Genomic DNA, 17,105 nt, shown 5'->3' with positions numbered 1-17,105 from the left:
CTCCCCTCAAGCCTTCGCGAATTCGAGCACCACGCGCGACGGCACATCGCCATGCGCAAGGCGTTGGAACACATTGTTGATCGCCGAGAGCGGCTGCAGTTCGATATCGGCCTTCACCTTCCCATCAGCGGCAAAGGCAAGCGCTTCGGCCATATCTCCGCGACTACCGACGAACGAGCCTCGAATCGTGATGCAGTTCGCGACGACATCGAACAACGGTGTCGGAAACTCACCCGGTGGCAGTCCAACCAGCACACAGGTGCCGCATTTTCGTGTCATGCCGACGCCCTGTTTGAATGCCCCGAGCGACGGCGCCGTGATCAGCACGCCGTGGGCGCCGCCCCCGGTGGCTTTGATGACAGCAGCGATCGGATCGCCATCTTTCGCGTTGACCGTAGCATCCGCGCCGAGGCGTTTGGCATGCGCGAGTTTGCCGTCGTCGATATCGACCGCACACACGTGCAGGCCCATCGCCTTCGCATACTGAACACCCAGATGCCCGAGACCGCCGATGCCCGAGATCACGACCCATTCACCAGGCCGTGCCTGCGTCTCCTTGATGCCCTTGTAGGAAGTGATCCCCGCACAGATCAGTGGCGCCGCGTCACGAGCCGCCAGATGCGCTGGTATGTGAGCGACGTAGTTCGGATCAGCGACGATGTATTCGGCGAAACCGCCGTTCTTCGTATAGCCGCCAAACTGCGCTTCGGCGCACACGGGCTCGCGGGCAGCAAGGCAAAACTCACAATGTCCGCAGGCAGAGTAGAGCCATGGCACACCTACGCGGTCACCTTCCTTCACCGCCGTAACGCCCGCCCCAAGCGCGGCGACAATGCCGATACCCTCATGACCCGGCGTGAACGGCAACGAAGGCTTTAACGGCCAGTCCCCATTCGCGGCATGCAAATCGGTGTGGCATACACCACACGCTTCGGTTTTCACAAGAATCTGGCCTGGGCCAGGCTCAGGAATATCGAGTTCCTTGAGCGCCAGCGGTTTGCCGAACTGTTCGACAACAGCAGCTTGCATTGTGGATGTCATGGCTTGTTCCTCGGTTGCGATAAACGGAGCGCTCTACCTGCTACGCCACAGCGGGCAAACCGAGCCCGCGGACCGCTTCGATCATCTTGATGAGCACGGCCTGGGCGTCGCCATAGACCATGTTGCAGTTGTCTGCGTAGAAGAGTTGATTGACGATGCCGGCGTAGCCCTTGCCTTCACCCCGCTTGACCACGAAAACCTGCTTGGCGTAATCGGCGTTGAGGATCGGCATGCCGTAGATGGCTGATGATTTGTCGGTGCGCGCGGCCGGGTTCACTACGTCGTTGGCGCCGATTATCAGCGCCACGTCAGTCGTGGCGAACTGGTCGTTGATATCCTCGAGCTGAAAGATCATGTCGTAGGGAACACCGGCCTCTGCCAGCAACACGTCCATCTGGCCCGGCATGCGGCCTGCCACCGGGTGAACCGCAAACTTCACCGAGACGCCGCCCGCCTGCAGCAGTTTGACAAATTCGTAGAGCTTGCCCTGCCCCTGCGAGACAGCAAGACCGTAGCCCGGCACGATGATCACCGAGGCGGCATAGCGCATCGCGATGCCGGCGTCGCCCGGCTGGGTAGGCTTGAGCTCGCCCTTGATCTTGCCCTGCTTGTGCGTCGACGCCACGTCGCCGAAGTTGGTGAAAATCACGTTGCTCACGGAGCGGTTCATGGCCTTGGCCATCAGCAGCGTCAGCAACATGCCGGCCGCGCCCACCACCATGCCTGCGATCATCAACGCAGGGTTCTGCAACACGTACCCTTCGATGCCGACTGCGAGTCCTGTGAAGGCGTTGAAGATGGAAATCACCACCGGCATATCGGCACCGCCAATCGGCAGCGTCATCAGAATGCCGAGCGCCAGCGCGCAAGCGAAGAAGATGTAGATCCACATGGGCATGGTCAGCAGCAACGCGGCCTTATCCGCGCTGGCGACGACAATGTAGACGCCCACCGCGACGGTCAGCAGCAGCACCAGCCCATTGAATACCTGCTGCCCTTTCACGCGGACCGGCTTGTTGATGACCCCATCGAGCTTGGCCCAGGCAATCAGCGAGCCCGACAGCGACACCGCGCCGATCAATGCGCCGAGCAAGGTCATGACGAGTGCGCCTGCACCCGGGGCCTTGTTGCCGAACAGTTCGACCGCAGCAATCGCGCCGGCCGCGCCGCCGCCCATGCCGTTGTAGATCGCCACCATTTGCGGCATGGCGGTCATGGCCACCTTGCGACCGCCCCACCAGGCCACCCCGCCGCCCAGCGCCAATGCGACGACGGCGAGGCCGAGGTTGACAGGCAGATTGGGCCGTGCCGCCGCCCCCACGTCGAACGCGTACAGAAAGCTCGCCAATACGGCGACCGCCATGCCGATGCCGGCCACGAAGATGCCCGAAGGCGCCGTTACCGGCGACGACATGCGGTGCAAGCCATACAGGAAGAGAAAGGCAGCGGCGAGATCGACCGCGCCGATGCCGATGTGAGAGATCAGGATCAACATGGCGACGCCCTCAATGTTTCTTCACGTGGATGGACTTGACGGTACCGGTCTTGCCGTGCCCGCCGTGCCCCGCTGTGTGGTCGCTGGTCTTGAACATGGCGAGCATGCGGTCGGTGACCGCGTATCCGCCCGCGGCATTGCCCGCGCCGAGCAGCACGGCAAAGAAACCGATGACCTGCTCCTGCACCGTGCTCGCGTTCAGCAGCGCATAGATCCCGCCCACCACTACGATGCCGTGCACGAAGTTCGAGCCCGACATCAGCGGCGTGTGGAGGATGGCCGGCACGCGGCCGATAATCACCCAGCCGGCAAACGCCGCCAGCATGAAGATATAAAGCGCGACGAAGCCGGAAATGCTGATCTGGAAGTCCATTGCAATGTCCTCAGTCGGGGCACGTTCATGCCGGAGTCACGGGAGTGGCTGGCTTCGCGTGCGGGCCTTTCGTATGCGGCCCGTGTGCCTCAGAAACGGCTTTCGCGGCCTTGTCGCTCTCATCGGCCTTGTTCTCGCCGGCATGCGTAAGCACCGTTTTAGCGAGCACCTCGTCGCTCCAGTCGATGTCGACGACGTTGTCTTTCATGAACAGCGCCAGCAGGTTGTACTGATTCTTCGCGTACAACTCGCTTGCGTCTTCACCAAGCAGCGAGGGCACGTTCAGCGGCGCCACAATCGTCACGTTGCCGATGCAGGTGATCTCGCCGGGCCGCGTGTCTTCGCAGTTGCCACCGCCTTCGGCCGACAGATCGACGATCACGGAGCCCGCTTTCATGCCGGCGACCTGTGCGTGACTAATTAGCTTGGGTGAGGTTTTGCCGGGAATCGCGGCGGTTGTGATGATCAGATCGGCGCTCTGGATGTGTTTCGTCAGCACCTCCGCCACCTTGGACTTCTCATCGTCGGTCAACTCGCGGGCATAGCCTCCTTTGCCGCGCGCGTCGATGCCGGTATCGACGAAGGTCGCGCCCAGCGAGAGTGCCTGCTCCTGGGTCTCGGGCCGCACGTCGTAGCCCTCTACGACCGCGCCGAGCCGGTGCGCAGTAGCGATAGCTTCCAGCCCTGCGACGCCGAGTCCCATCACCAGGACGTGAGCCGGTCCGATCGAACCGGCTGCGCTGGTGATCTTGGGCACCACGCGGGCCAGATGTGTCGAACCGAGTTGCACCGCGTAGTAACCGGCGAGCGCGGACTGGCTCGACAGCGCGTCCATGGACTGCGCCCGCGTGATGCGCGGCACACGCTCCATCGCGAAACAGGTGATCTTCTTTTCCAGCAGGCGCTTCACGAGCGCCGGCTCGTTGTGGGCATAGATGAATGAAACGAGAATTGCACCCTCCTTCATCGCGCTGACCACTTCCAGCGCGGGAGGCTGCACGGCGAGCACGACATCGGCGTCTTTGACGAGCGCCGTGCGGTCGGCAATGAAGGCGACATCCGGGAAGGCCGCGTCGTCCAGATGAATGGCTGCGCCCGCCCCCGGCTGCATGTGCAGCCGGGCACCCAGTTTGACCAGTTTCGGGATCACGGAGGGCACGAGCGCCACACGGCGCTCATGGGCTCGGGTTTCCGTCAACACGGCAACGTTGATATACATGGCGGGCTTCCTTGCGGCGATCAGGCCGGAGCGTCGAGGTGGGCTGTGCGAACCAGCTTCGTATTGACGAACTCCTGGATGCCCATGTTGCCGAGCTCACGCCCGTAACCGGAATCCTTGATGCCGCCGAACGGAAGTTCCGCATCGGACCAGTCGATGTTGTTAATAAACATCATCCCGGTTTCGACGCCGCTGGCCACCCGCTTACCGCGCGATTCGTCTGCCGTGAAGACCGACCCGCCGAGCCCGAAGTCGGAGTCGTTGGCGAGCGCAATCGCAGCGGCTTCATCCTTCACGCGGAAGAACGACACGACCGGGCCGAAGAACTCGTCACGGAAAGCAGGGTTGTCCGGCTTGATATCGGTGAGGATCGTGGTTTCCATGAACGACCCCGGCCGGTCGATGCGCTTGCCGCCCATCACCAGCGTGGCGCCATGTGCCACCGCGCTGTCGACCTGCTTGAGGAGTTGCACAAGCGCCGCTTCAGTCGATAACGGACCGTGGGTGGTTTTCTCGTCCATCGGGTCGCCGGCCTTCAACTCGGACAGCGCAGCCTGGAACTTCGCGAGAAACTTGTCTGCAATCGAGTCGACCGCGATGAACCGCTTGGCCGCGCAACAGGTTTGGCCGCCGTTATACATGCGCCCCCATACGGCCCAAGGGATCGTCTTTTCGAGGTCGGCGTCGTCGAGCACGATGAACGCATCGCTGCCGCCTAGCTCCATCGACGTCTTCTTCAGGTTCTGTCCGGCTCGCGCGGCAATGCTTCGGCCGGCTTCGACGCTGCCAGTCAAGGCCACGCCCTTGATACGCGGATCGTCAATTACGCGGTCGGACTGTTCGTGCGAGATCAGCAAATTGGTGTAAGCGCCCTTTGGTGCACCTGCGTCGATCAGAAGCTTCTCGAAGGCAATCGCGCATTGCGGTACGCACCCGGCATGCTTGACCACCAGCACGTTGCCTGCCATCAGGTGTGGCCCCGCGACGCGGGCCAACTGGTAATACGGGAAATTCCACGGCTCCACACAGAAAAGCACGCCGAATGGGCTGTTTTCCATATGGGCCTCGCCGACTTTCGGATGCAGCTTCGTCGGCGCGAGGAAGGTCTGTGCGTGCTCTGCGTAGTAGGCGAGGATATCTGCGCTGAACTTCACTTCTCCGCGCGCTTCATCGATGCGTTTGCCCATTTCAAGGGTCGCCAGTTTGGCGAATTCATCGACGTTCGCGCGCATCAGGGCTGCGGCCCTGGAAATGATCTCTGCCCGCTGTGCGTAGGTTGTGTGCTTCCACTTATTGAAGCACGATTCAGCGGTGGCGATCGCCTCTTCAAGCTGGTTGTCGTTGAGCTCGTCGAAGCTCTTCAGGACCTTGCCGGTGTTGGGGTTGACGCTTTGGTAAGCCATGTTGGTACTCTCTTTAAATGAAAGTGTGCTTGAACCCTATCAATAGGCAGAAAGCACACGTCACACCAAAACCAGTCACTCAATTCGCCATCCTAACAATCAGTAAGAAATGGCGTTATATTCTGGTGCTGGACAATTCATCTGTCATTTCCGCATCTTGTCTCGACAAAGTTAATGAGTCGCTTCATCTACGGGGATGTTCCATCCTAGGCCGCACTGCACAGGAACAACAGCCTCGGAAAATACTCACTGCAGTTCGGCTTTGAACCCGCCGCGTCAAATTACCCGGGCGTATTCGTGAGTCGGCGCGCGCAATACCTCGGCAATTGTCGACACGAGAATGGCGGGGCTGTCATTTTGTGCCGCTACCAGCCCTCCAAGACCTCGTAACACGCCGGGAAGGAGGTCCGGCAGGTCTTCAGCCAGCAGCCCGGGGCCAAATGCCGCCGCCGCGGCGCCGTGCAGCCAGACAGCGGCAGCGGATGCAAGGAATGGCTCCATCCCTTGAGCCAAAAGGCCGAGCAGGATGCCGCCTAGTACATCCCCCGCGCCAGCGGTGGCAAGAGTTGCCGGCGCATTGGCATTGACGATGGCGCGGCCATCGGGAGCGGCGATTACCGTATCGCTGCCCTTTATCACGACAACGGCATCGCTCAGACGCGCGGCAGAGCTTGTCACCTGCGACGTCGAACAGACGAACGAATTCGCCCTCGTGCGGAGTGATGACACACGGCCCGGCGATAGCGCCGAACAACAGATGCGGATCATCATGGAAACTCGACAACGCGTCGGCATCGAGCACGGTTGCCCGGCGAGTATTGAGCATCTCCAGCGTATGCGTTCGGGTCGCATCGCCTACACCCGCTCCTGGGCCGATCAGCAGGCCTGAGTAGCGGCGATCAGCAAGCAGTCGTTCTAAATCACCCGGTGCGGCAAGCGCACTCACCATAATGCTGGTGAGCGCCGCTGCGTAGACCGGAAGCGCAACCTCCGGCACTGCAATAGTGGTCAGCCCCGCACCCGAACGTGCCGCAGCGCGGGCGGCCATGCGGGCCGCCCCCATAGTCGGGTAGCCACCCCAGACGAGCGCGTGACCTCGCGTATATTTGTTTCCGTCGACCTGAAGCGCTGGCAGAGCGTGAGTCCACAACGCCGGATCGTTCTCGAACGTGTTCGGGCTGACCTGTTCGAACACCGATTCGGGTGTTCCGATGTCTGCCACTACCAGTTCACCACACAGCCTGCGTCCCGGCTGAAGCAGATGTCCGGGCTTCTTGCGAAAGCAGGTGATGGTGAGCGCTGCAGGCACTGCACCCATGTCGGCGCCGGTGTCGCCCATTAACCCGCTCGGGACATCGACAGCAACGATCGTCAGCTTGCGCGCCGCTGCGGCTGCCAGTGTCTGAGCTGCAGACCCCTCAAGCGCGCGGCTCAGGCCCGCACCGAAGATCGCATCGACAACCAGCGCGGCACCGTCCAGCGCGGCTGGCGTCATTGGTTCAACCGGGCCTCGCCAAAGTGCAGCGTGATAGGCCGCGTCACCGCGCAAGCTGTTCCTCGGCACAAGCAGCGCAATGCGCACTGGCCAATCGGCCTCAGCCAGCCGCCTGGCTGCGACGAAGCCGTCACCACCGTTGCTCCCCGGTCCGCACAACACGACAACGGGGCAGCGCGCCCAGCGTTTCTGGATTTCTTGCGCCACCGGCCGGCCCGCGTTCTCCATTAGCGCGACTCCGGCAATACCGGAGGCAACCGTGAGGCGATCCGACTCCTTCATTTGTTGCGCATCAAGTAGTGCTGTCAGCGGGTTCATGTTGCGCCTCTTCCATGTCCGCCAATTCGTGGGGCCGAGCATGAGCCGCTAACCGTTGGCTATCGTCGCGGCACATATAAGTGCGATTGAAGGGATACTCGCTTTGCGTAGCAAACAGTCCAGGCGCCCGCTGGTCGGGTGCTTCAACGATGCCATCGGGGCGGGAGGCAAGAACCTGAAACAGCGACGTCCAACCCCTCTCGAATCCCATCGCGGAACCGGCAAGGTACAGGCGGTAAGCGCGGAGGATCCGTTCGGCATCTGGACCGAGCACGCGCCTCGCTTCACCGAGACTCGACTCCAATGCGTCGGCCCAGTGCCATAGTGTCAAGGCATAGTGCGGGCGCAAACATTCGGCGTCCACGGGCTCGAGATTTGCACGTGTCATCGCATCCAGCATGGCGCCGACATGCACGAGCTGACCGCCAGGGAAAATGTATTTTTCGACGAAATCCCCCATGCCGCCGTCGAGCGGGGCGTGCTCTGCGCCACCTGCTGTGATGCAGTGATTCATCAGAAGACCACCCGGCTTGAGCACCCGGTATATCTTGGCGAAGTATGGAATCAGGTTGGGCCGGCCTACGTGTTCGCACATGCCTACGGATGCCACCTTGTCGAATGGCCTCGATTCGTCGATATCGCGATAGTCCATTAAAAGCATGCGCACCCTGCCTTGCAAGCCCCTGGTTTCAATCAGCTGGTTGACATACTCGTATTGATTTCTCGACAGGGTGATCCCGGTAGCGTCAACGCCATAGTGCTCCGCCGCCCATAGCAGGAGCCCACCCCAGCCTGCACCGATGTCGATGAAACGCTCGCCATAACGAAGTCTGAGTTTTTTGCAAATCTGGTCGAGTTTCGCCTCCTGCGCGTCGGCAAGCGTCATGGACGGATGGGCGAAGTAAGCACACGAGTAAACCCGCTTCGGGTCGAGCCACAGGGCGTAGAAATCGTCGGACACGTCGTAGTGCCGCTGGATCTGCGCACTATCGCTCGCGCGACTGTGATGGCGGCGTTCCCATATGTTACGTTGGGCTCGATTGATTAAACGAGGGAGCCAGCCTTCCGCCTCCCGGGTGGGATCGTCGCCGAACAAGGCCGGTGCTGTCGCCATCAGGTCGCGCATATTGCCTTCGATTTCAAGGCGCCCTTCCACGTAATCTTCGGCTAACCGTCCGATCGCACCCTGCGCCAGATGCAGGAGCGTACGCATATCGCGGACAATGAATGCGAGACGAGGGTGGCTCGCGCCGAAGCGCTGTCCACCGGGAAGCCGGATGGAACACGCCAGCGGTAGATCGGCAAGGCGTTGTTCCGCCGTTCGGAGCAAGTAACGGGAAAGCGACATGAACTCCGCCTCGGTGGTTCAGTGGACAGACTTTGGGCACCGCGACGCGACGAACTCACTCGGGGTCCGCTTTCGAGAGCGAGGTCTTCCAATACGCGTCTACCTTTTGACTGACCTCGTTAAAGTTGGCGCCATTATTGAGCTGGGTGCCACTAACCTCCGGCGCAGCCTTCATTGCACTGGGTGTTGCAGTCAGAACCAGGAGGCTGACGTTCGGCGTTACCTTGAAGTCTGCCCATGGAACCGGGACATATTTCTCGTCGATCCCGAATACACCGCCCCGACCGATCACCAGATACGCAATCTTGCCGGTCTGCGGACTTGTCACGATGTCATGGACACTACCCAATGCTTCATCTTGTGGGTTGCGAACCTCGGTGCCGACAAGCTGGTCTGAATTGAACGAAATATTCTGACCGGTGACAGGCTGCGCGGAAGCAATCTGGCGCTGCTCCCAACCATTCATTCTCGCTAGCGGCGCGCTGTTGCCGTGCAAGCTGCTCACGTAGCTCTGGTAGATTCCGCGACTCGTGGTGAGTAGCGCTTCACATTGCTGCTGCTGACCGTGTCGAGCGAGAATATTTGCCGAGACTAGCAGAGCCCGAATTTCATAACCGGGGCGGGCGTCTCTGACGCCATCTGATGCGACAGCCGGGTATTCATCGCCAGGGTAGCCGTACCAACCATAACCTGAGGCGTTTGCGGGGGAGCCGTATCCGTAGCGAGACCCACCCAGCCAGTAACCGTCTTTAGCGATGGACAGATTGAAGGTATGAAGGTCCGAGAGGCATTTCTGCGCTCCGCCTACCACCTTGGAGGGTGCAGTGGTGTGAACGGCGGCAGTGCCTGCCGAGTTCGCCGCAGCAGAAACCGAACAGGCGAGTCCCAAACAGGTCGTCGCAGCCAGATACCCTGCCAATATAGATAATTTCATTTCGCTTTCCTCATTGTCACCGTTTCAAGTACCTCGCAAATGCGAGCACAGTTTGCGGCAGGCACCTTGATCTTAATGAGCAATGAGCAGCATGGGCAGACTCGGAAACTACTCACGACATCGACTGACTAGGCAATATTCAGTTGTCGGAAGATGGGAATCTTGAGCGCGTTCAGCGCAACCGCAAATACAATCGCCGCCACCAGCACGCAGGCGGCCACCCCGGCGGAAATCGGTGCCATCGCGATTCCGCCAACAGCAAGGATCAAAGCGATCAGGATATCGGCGACAGACGAAACGATCAGCCAGAGGCTCGGACGTGGGCCCCACATTTTCCGGCGTTCACGGATGGCGTAGAGCGTTGCCTGACTGCCGAACACAAGAAGAACGAACGTCAGCGTGCGCAGTCCACCCATCCCGAGATGCAGAACGTAGTGGCCGATGGCCAGGCCACCGCCGCAGAACGCGAGCAATGCCACGCCGATCGCAATGCCGGCGAGCGTCAGGTTGCCGATCTTCCATGCATTGGGGGTGGGCGACGGATCGACGTTGTCGGTGGTCAACGACATCGCGAGGAAGTCGCCCGCGATCATCAGGATCACCATCAGAAGCGGCGTTAGCACGGCCTGTCCAGTCATCACCAGACCCATCACGAGGAGCATCGAAGTGACGATTTTCTTGAGGATCGAATTGAGCGTATAGGTCTGAATGCGCTGAAAGGTGACTCGCCCTTCTTTTACCGCCGCCACAATACCCCTGAGCCCCGGCTCGGTAAGTACCATGCCGGCGGCCGATTTCGCGACGTCGGTTGCCGTTGATACAGCAATGCCGATCTGCGCCTGACGCAGCGCGGGTGCATCGTTCGCGCCGTCGCCGCACATCCCGACAATGTGGCCGCCGTGTTGAAACGCCTTGACGAGTTTGTACTTGTCCTCGGGCAATACGCCCGCGAACACCGCATAGGCGTCAGGCCTGATATCGGCTGGAATGGAGCCCTGGGGACACGTCGCGCCATCGAGCCCCACCGCATGCGCGACGATCGCGGCGGTGGCCGGCGCGTCACCCGTCACCATCGTGACCCGCACGCCAAGGCCATGCAACTCAGTCACAAGCGCGGCAGAGTCGTCGCGCGGCGGGTCGCTTAGCGCGATAAGCCCGGCGAGCTTCATTGCCGAGGGTGCGCCGGTCGCCACCGCCAACACCCGAAAGCCTTTCCCCTCCAGTTCGCTTGCTTCCGCAGCGGCAGCTGGCGAAGGCTCCGCGAGCGCTGCAATGACCGCGAATGCGCCCTTCATGATTTTTAGCGTGGCGCCGCTCGAGTCGGTGGCGCTCGCTTCTGACATTTTTTTAGCCGGATCGAAGGGCGTGAAGTCGGTCAGCTTCAATGCACTCGCCACGATGTCGGTTGAGGCGGCCGCCCGAATCGAGCTATCGACCGGATCCTGGCTACCTTCCACGCTCGCCAACGCCGCAAGGAGGAGTACGCGCCCTTTGTCGACACCAGGGCCAGGCCACACCGTCGTCACTGTCAGTGCGTTGCGCGTCAGCGTGCCGGTCTTGTCTGCGCACAGGATATCCATGGTCCCGGCTTCATCCACCGCGGTCAGTCGTGTTGACAGGACGCCGCGCGCAGCCAACGCGCGTGCGCCGAGTGCGGCCGACAACGTGAAAGTGGCGGGAAGCGCAACCGGGATCGAGGCCAGCACGGCGGTAAGCACCAGCGGGATGATGTCGGCAAACGGAATCCGCAAATACAACGCACCGCCGATCAGGAGCACGATTACAACACCACTGAATATGGCGAGATTGCGGACGACCAGTAGTACAGCCTTCTGCTGCGAACTTACGACGTGTGCGGTGCGAACCAGTTCGGCAGTGCGGCCGAAACGTGTGTTGGTGCCCGTAGCCATAACTACCGCCACTGCCGCGCCGCGGCGCACCAGCGCGCCCGCAAAAGTCAGCGTACCGGCCGCGGCTTCGATGGGTACCGATTCGCCGGTGAGCATCGAATGATCGAGTAGTGCGCTGCCCGACAGCAGACGCATGTCCGCCGCCACGATGCCCCCGAGCGAGAGTTTGACGACATCGCCCGGCACGAGGTCAGCAGCGGCAACGGTCGACCATTTACCGTCGCGGCAGACCGACGCGTTCAATGCAAGGCGTGACTTCAGCGCCGCGAGCGTGGCCTGAGCACGGCTTTCCTGAAACAGCCCAAGCACGGCGTTGAACACCAGCAGCCCGGCGATGATGCCCGCCTCGACATACTTGCCAAGCACCAACTGCAGAACGATCGCGGCTTCGAGCATCCACGGCACGGGAGACCAGAATTTCCCGATTGCCGCGCGCAAGGGATGCACCGACGTGTCAGGCATGGCGTTCGGGCCGGACTTGGCGAGTCGCTGGCGAGCTTCACTGGAGCTTAGACCGCCTGGTGCGGGTGCGTTGGAGACGGCCGCCTTATCAGCTGCCGGCGCGGGTGTTGCCAGGACCGTGTCGCTCACGTGATCGGCTCCGGACTCTCATTGCTGCGGACATCGATATCTCCTGGCCCTTCTTCGATCTGTGCCTGACCCAATAGTATCGAGGTGCCGGCGGTGCCGGCGGTGCCGGCGACCATCTTTCCGATGTCATCGAGTGAACCAATGACCGCGCGATTGCGCGTACGTATGGCGAACTCACAGGCCGCTTCCACCTTCGGCCCCATCGAACCAGCCGCAAAACCTAGCTTGCCTAACGCGTCAGGACTCGCGCGGCGAACCGGCCGCTGCGACACCGTGCCCCAATCAAGGTAGAGACCTCCCACGTCCGTTGCGATGACAAACAGATCCGCTTCGATCTCTCTCGCGAGTAGCGCCGCGCTACGATCTTTGTCGATGACCGCTTCCACGCCCCGATAGCTCCCGCTCGTCCCGGCGACGACCGGAATGCCTCCGCCCCCCGCGCAGATCACGATCGACCCATGCGCGAGCAACCATCGCACAGGCTGGATCTGAAGGATGCGCACGGGCTTGGGACTCGCAACCACGCGCCGGTATGCCGGACCATCCAGCGCCATCGTCCAACCTTTCTCACGCGTGGCCGTATTCGCATCAGCCTGACTGTACATCGCGCCGATCGGCTTGTCGGGCAGCGCGAAAGCGGGATCGTCGGGATTCACTTCGACCATGGTCAGCATGCTTGTACAAACCCGCTGGCCCAGCAAACTGTTGCGCAACTCGAGTTCTAACAGATAGCCGACCAGACCTTCTGTCTCAGCATCCAGTACGTCGAGCGGGAAGCGTTCGTCTTCCGGCATGCTCATGCCTTGCGACGCCAACAGCCCCACCTGAGGGCCATTGCCATGGACGATCACGAGGCTGTTGCCGCTTGCGATTTCCGCCAGTTGTGCGGCCGCGCGCCGCACGTTTTCGCGCTGAGCCTCGACGCTCGGGTGTTCCCCGCGCCTGAGCAAAGCATTTCCGCCAAGTGCGACCACAATGCGCATCTCAACCTCCGTTATCCGTCAAGCGTTGCGACCAGAATCGCCTTGATCGTGTGCAGCCGGTTTTCCGCCTGCTCGAACACGATCGAAGCGTCGGACTCAAACACCTGGTCGGTCACTTCCACACCGCTTGCAAGGTCATACTCATCGGCTATCTTCTTGCCCAGCTCTGTTCGCGTGTCGTGAAACGCGGGCAGACAATGCATGAACTTGACGCGCGGGTTGCCGGTAGCTGCAAGCAGCGCAGCATTGACCTGGTACGGCAGCAATTCCTTGATCCGCTCGCCCCATTTCTCGAACGGCTCGCCCATCGAGACCCAGACGTCGGTGTAAATGAAGTCGACACCCTTGACCGCTTCATGCGGCTGGTCGGTCAACGTCAGGCGCGCACCGGTTGTGGTAGCAATGGTGCGACATTGCGCAACCAGTTCATCCTGAGGCCACAGGTGACGCGGCGCACAGAGCCGCACATCCATACCCAGCTTCGCGCCGACGATCATCAGCGAGTTGCCGGTGTTGTTGTGCGCGTCGCCGACGTAAGCGTAGGCCACGTCATGCAAAGGTTTATCGCTGAACTCACGCATCGTGAGCATGTCGGCGAGCATCTGGGTTGGATGAAACTCGTCCGTCAAACCGTTGTAGACCGGTACGCCGGCGAACTTCGCGAGTTCTTCGACGACATCCTGACCGAAGCCGCGGTATTCGATTGCGTCGAACATTCGGCCGAGCACGCGCGCGGTGTCCTTGATCGACTCCTTATGACCAATCTGGGAGCCACTTGAGTCCAGGTACGTCACGTGCGCGCCCTGATCGTGTGCGGCCACCTCGAACGCGCAACGGGTACGTGTCGACGTCTTCTCGAAGATCAGTGCGATGTTCTTGCCGCTCAGACGCTGGCTTTCATTTCCCGCATACTTCGCCCGCTTCAGATCGCGCGACAGATCCAGCAGAAAGTGAATCTGACGCGGCGTATATTCCATCAGCGTCAGGTAGCTTCGATTGTGTACGTTGAACATGATTGAGTCCGTAGTTGGGCAGGCGGCCCAAGGCTTAAAGTTCGACCGGATCGCGTGCGACCGGGCAACTCAGACAATGCGTACCGCCGCGGCCTCGCCCAAGTTCGCCGCCCGGGACTTTGATCACGTTGACGCCAGCATCCCGCATTTTCTGATTGGTGTAGGTATTGCGGTCGTAGGCAAGGACGACCCGGCGGTCGAGCGCGAGTACGTTGTTGCCGTCGTCCCATTGCTCACGCTCGGCTGCGTAAGTGTCCCCACCGGTCGTCAGGACTCGCAGCGTGTGCACGCCGAGCGCGCCGGCCACCACTTGCAGGAAGGTCTGTTCATGACGTTCATAGCGTACTTCGCTCGGCACGTCGCCCGGATAGAGACTGGTGCAACGAATCCGGTCTGCTATCTCCGGATAGATGCTGACAAGATCGATATCCAGGAACGAAAATATCGTGTCCAGATGCATCGACGTCCGCATCTTTGCCAGTTGACATGCAATCACCCGCCGCGCGCCGTTAGCTGCGAACAGCCGGCGCGCCAACCGGGTCACTGCCTGAGGGCTGGAACGCTCGCCCATTCCCATGAGCACGACGCCCTGTCCTATCGACATGACATCGCCGCCCTCGAGCGTTTCGGCGCCGAAATGCTGTTCCGGGTCGTCTCCCCACCACATGTTGGCCGCGCCTGAGAAACGCGCGTGAAAATGGTATATCGCATCGAGCAGCAAGCCCTCTTTTCTACGTGCGGGCCAGAACATCGGGGACAGCACGACCCCGTCGTAGATCCACGCGCTGGGATCTCGCTGAAAGATCAGATTGACGAGCGGTTGGATGACGAAATCGGAATTTTCCAGATATCCGCCGAACAGACCGCGCGCATCGAACGGCAATTCGGCCTTCGCCACACCGCCTACAAGCAACTCGGCCAGCCCTTCCGGACGCATCTCCGCGAGCCACATACGCAGCTCCCGCAACATGCCGGTCCCAACCTCTTCCTCGACGATGCGGCGGTCCAGAATCCAGTCGCGCGCAACGCGACTGGCGCACACATCGGTCAGTAAATCCCCGAATTCCAGCACCTCGATGGCTCGCTCACGCATCGCCGCCGTGAAGTACGCGTGATCTTCGATCGCCCGATCCACCCAGATCACGTCGTCGAACAGCAATGACCCGCAATTGGCAGGCGTAAGCCGTCGGTGGGCCAGTCCGGGTCGGCACACCATCACCGTGCGAAGCTTGCCGACTTCAGAATGAACGCCTAAGGTCATGGGTGCTTCTCCTTGCGATCGCTACGCCTGGCGCCGTCACGGCGAACCCGCGCTGCGAATATTTCGCCGGGTTTCTTCACAAGCACGATGCGACCTTAAGCAAAGGGAGTCGGTACGGTGCCGTACCGGGACAGGTGTCCAGCCAAACTGTAGCGGACGCGGACCGTCAAAATCTGCGCGCGCATGGCACGCCTTACCCCACGTAGCCGGCGGTTCAAACTGGGGCCCGGAATCAACGCTGCTCATGTTCGCGTTCGTCAGGTCTCAGAACGTAGGTATAGAGCCGCACGCTGCCATCCGATTCAGTCTTCCGGTAAATACCCTGCAGCTCATTCTCGAAGCCTGGGAAGCGGTTTCCGCCCTCCTCGAAAGTTTTGAAGTAATCGAGCATGGGTTGCGCACGATCGCTATAACGCTCGCCGCATACCACGACCGCGATCCCTGGCGGATAGACAAGGCCGAGCGTCGCGGCGATCCGACCTCCGATTTCCGTAATCGGCAACAACTCCACGTTGTTACGGACGAGTTCATACATCGCTGCCTGTGGCGTCATGGCTGGCTCCGGGAAATGCGACGACCGGAATTGCTCTCGCTGCAAGAGACTGACGTTATGCTCGCGGTAAAACCGATGCATCTCGCCGCACAGGTCGCGCAGACCGACGCCCTCATAACGGACCCGGTGTGCGGCGACGAAATCGGGCATGACCTCGTCGAGGGGCGCGTTATCGTCGTGCAACGACTTGAAGCGAACAAGCGCCGACAGCAGCGTGCCTGCCTTGCTGGCCTCCAGGCCCGGCGTCAACAGGAACAGGATGCTGTTGAGATCGTTTTTCTCCGGAACGATGCGGCGCTCGCGCAGAAATTGCGCAAGCACGGGTGCTGGAACGCCATGCTCCGCGTAAGCGCCGGTGCGCCGGTCGAATCCCGGTGTCATCAGCGTCAACTTGTTCGGATCGGTCATCGCGTAGCCGGGGGCAAGTTGCGCGAAGCCATGCCAGGTCTGATCTGGAGCAAGTTCCCAGTACCGCGCATCACTCGCAAGCTCGTCGGTAGACACGTCCTCCCAGCGGACGTTGCGCCCACCCGTCTCGACCACGTCGGGCACGAACGGCTCGAAGAACCACTGCCTTTCGGATTGCGGCTCGGTTGCCTCGTATTCGTGCCGCAGCGCGCGAATTTTTTTGCGTAATTCGATGCCGAGCTTGATCGTGTCGTCCCATAGCACTTCGCCCGAACGGCCCTTCATCATCTGTGCCCCAACGTCGAGCGACGCGAACAGCGGGTAGAACGGCGAAGTTGACGAATGCTGCATGAAGCTTTCATTAAACCGTCGGTGGCTCACCTGCCGTCGTTGGCCATCCAGATGCGCATCCTTCACGTGGATTTGTGAAGCCTGTGAAAATCCAGCCAGCTGCTTGTGGGTCGATTGCGTCGCGATGATGCCGGGCGAGTTGCCGTCAAGTCCGTCGACTCCCATCGCAAATCGCCCTTTGAAGAGCGGGTGGAATTTCATAAAACCGGCCCACGCCTCATCGAACAGGATGTAATCGCATAGCGAGCCCAATTTCTTGACGAGTAGCTGAGCGTCGTAGATGGTGCCATCGTAGGTACATTGTTCGATTACGGCGGTAGAGTCGAGATGTGGCGCGGTGGCAGTAGGTTCGGTTTGTCTGTTGCCGCCCCTTTCGTCTGGCGGTGCCCGAGTAACCTCGCCCTAACTC

General features: G+C 60.9%; 12 protein-coding genes and 1 pseudogene. All 13 read right to left on the bottom strand.

Going from position 1 to position 17,105, the window contains the following annotated elements; genetic code table 11:
- Nucleotides 1–6: 6 nt before the first annotated feature.
- A complete protein-coding gene (locus BX591_RS34175; RefSeq protein WP_111935720.1) occupies nt 7–1,041 on the bottom strand; it encodes a zinc-dependent alcohol dehydrogenase in 1,035 nt (344 codons plus the stop codon).
- A 40-nt stretch (nt 1,042–1,081) separates the two neighbouring features.
- A complete protein-coding gene (locus tag BX591_RS34170; protein ID WP_111935719.1) occupies nt 1,082–2,536 on the bottom strand; it encodes an NAD(P)(+) transhydrogenase (Re/Si-specific) subunit beta in 1,455 nt (484 codons plus the stop codon).
- Between the two features lie 10 nt (nt 2,537–2,546).
- The gene (locus tag BX591_RS34165; protein ID WP_035553042.1) at nt 2,547–2,909 is read right to left on the bottom strand and encodes an NAD(P) transhydrogenase subunit alpha part 2; all 363 of its coding nucleotides are present in this window, start codon (nt 2,907–2,909) and stop codon (nt 2,547–2,549) included.
- A 25-nt stretch (nt 2,910–2,934) separates the two neighbouring features.
- A complete protein-coding gene (locus BX591_RS34160; protein WP_111935718.1) occupies nt 2,935–4,128 on the bottom strand; it encodes an NAD(P) transhydrogenase subunit alpha in 1,194 nt (397 codons plus the stop codon).
- 20 nt (nt 4,129–4,148) lie between these two features.
- A complete protein-coding gene (locus BX591_RS34155) occupies nt 4,149–5,531 on the bottom strand; it encodes an NAD-dependent succinate-semialdehyde dehydrogenase (protein WP_111935717.1) in 1,383 nt (460 codons plus the stop codon).
- A 276-nt stretch (nt 5,532–5,807) separates the two neighbouring features.
- Nucleotides 5,808–7,308: pseudogene (locus BX591_RS34150) on the bottom strand (NAD(P)H-hydrate dehydratase).
- Nucleotides 7,309–7,318: 10 nt separating this feature from the next.
- A complete protein-coding gene (locus BX591_RS34145; protein WP_111935716.1) occupies nt 7,319–8,692 on the bottom strand; it encodes a class I SAM-dependent methyltransferase in 1,374 nt (457 codons plus the stop codon).
- Between the two features lie 55 nt (nt 8,693–8,747).
- Entirely contained in the window at nt 8,748–9,626 is an 879-nt protein-coding gene (locus tag BX591_RS34140) for a PRC-barrel domain-containing protein (RefSeq protein ID WP_111935715.1), read from the bottom strand.
- 128 nt (nt 9,627–9,754) lie between these two features.
- Entirely contained in the window at nt 9,755–12,127 is a 2,373-nt protein-coding gene (locus BX591_RS34135) for an HAD-IC family P-type ATPase (RefSeq protein WP_244147196.1), read from the bottom strand.
- Nucleotides 12,124–13,110, bottom strand: a complete 987-nt coding sequence (locus BX591_RS34130) for a carbamate kinase (RefSeq protein ID WP_111935714.1) — start codon at nt 13,108–13,110, stop codon at nt 12,124–12,126. Before BX591_RS34130 ends, BX591_RS34135 begins: the two co-directional genes overlap by 4 nt.
- A gap of 11 nt (nt 13,111–13,121) precedes the next feature.
- A complete protein-coding gene (locus BX591_RS34125) occupies nt 13,122–14,126 on the bottom strand; it encodes an ornithine carbamoyltransferase (RefSeq protein WP_111935713.1) in 1,005 nt (334 codons plus the stop codon).
- A gap of 31 nt (nt 14,127–14,157) precedes the next feature.
- Entirely contained in the window at nt 14,158–15,384 is a 1,227-nt protein-coding gene (locus BX591_RS34120) for an arginine deiminase (protein WP_111935712.1), read from the bottom strand.
- 232 nt (nt 15,385–15,616) lie between these two features.
- Nucleotides 15,617–16,978, bottom strand: a complete 1,362-nt coding sequence (locus BX591_RS34115) for an Orn/Lys/Arg family decarboxylase (protein ID WP_244147199.1) — start codon at nt 16,976–16,978, stop codon at nt 15,617–15,619.
- Nucleotides 16,979–17,105 lie beyond the last annotated feature (127 nt).

This window comes from Paraburkholderia bryophila (assembly GCF_003269035.1).
Classification (GTDB): domain Bacteria; phylum Pseudomonadota; class Gammaproteobacteria; order Burkholderiales; family Burkholderiaceae; genus Paraburkholderia; species Paraburkholderia bryophila.
The sequence above is the reverse complement of the archived record's forward strand: the minus strand, read 5'-3'. Positions and strand labels throughout refer to the sequence as shown.

Bases quoted from the DNA above. Each gene is read 5' to 3' on its own strand.
- BX591_RS34175 (WP_111935720.1), bottom strand. From the start codon at position 1,041: ATGACATCCACAATGCAAGCTGCTGTTGTCGAACAGTTCGGCAAACCG.
- BX591_RS34170 (WP_111935719.1), bottom strand. From the start codon at position 2,536: ATGTTGATCCTGATCTCTCACATCGGCATCGGCGCGGTCGATCTCGCC.
- BX591_RS34165 (WP_035553042.1), bottom strand. From the start codon at position 2,909: ATGGACTTCCAGATCAGCATTTCCGGCTTCGTCGCGCTTTATATCTTC.
- BX591_RS34160 (WP_111935718.1), bottom strand. From the start codon at position 4,128: ATGTATATCAACGTTGCCGTGTTGACGGAAACCCGAGCCCATGAGCGC.
- BX591_RS34155 (WP_111935717.1), bottom strand. From the start codon at position 5,531: ATGGCTTACCAAAGCGTCAACCCCAACACCGGCAAGGTCCTGAAGAGC.
- BX591_RS34145 (WP_111935716.1), bottom strand. From the start codon at position 8,692: ATGTCGCTTTCCCGTTACTTGCTCCGAACGGCGGAACAACGCCTTGCC.
- BX591_RS34140 (WP_111935715.1), bottom strand. From the start codon at position 9,626: ATGAAATTATCTATATTGGCAGGGTATCTGGCTGCGACGACCTGTTTG.
- BX591_RS34130 (WP_111935714.1), bottom strand. From the start codon at position 13,110: ATGCGCATTGTGGTCGCACTTGGCGGAAATGCTTTGCTCAGGCGCGGG.
- BX591_RS34120 (WP_111935712.1), bottom strand. From the start codon at position 15,384: ATGACCTTAGGCGTTCATTCTGAAGTCGGCAAGCTTCGCACGGTGATG.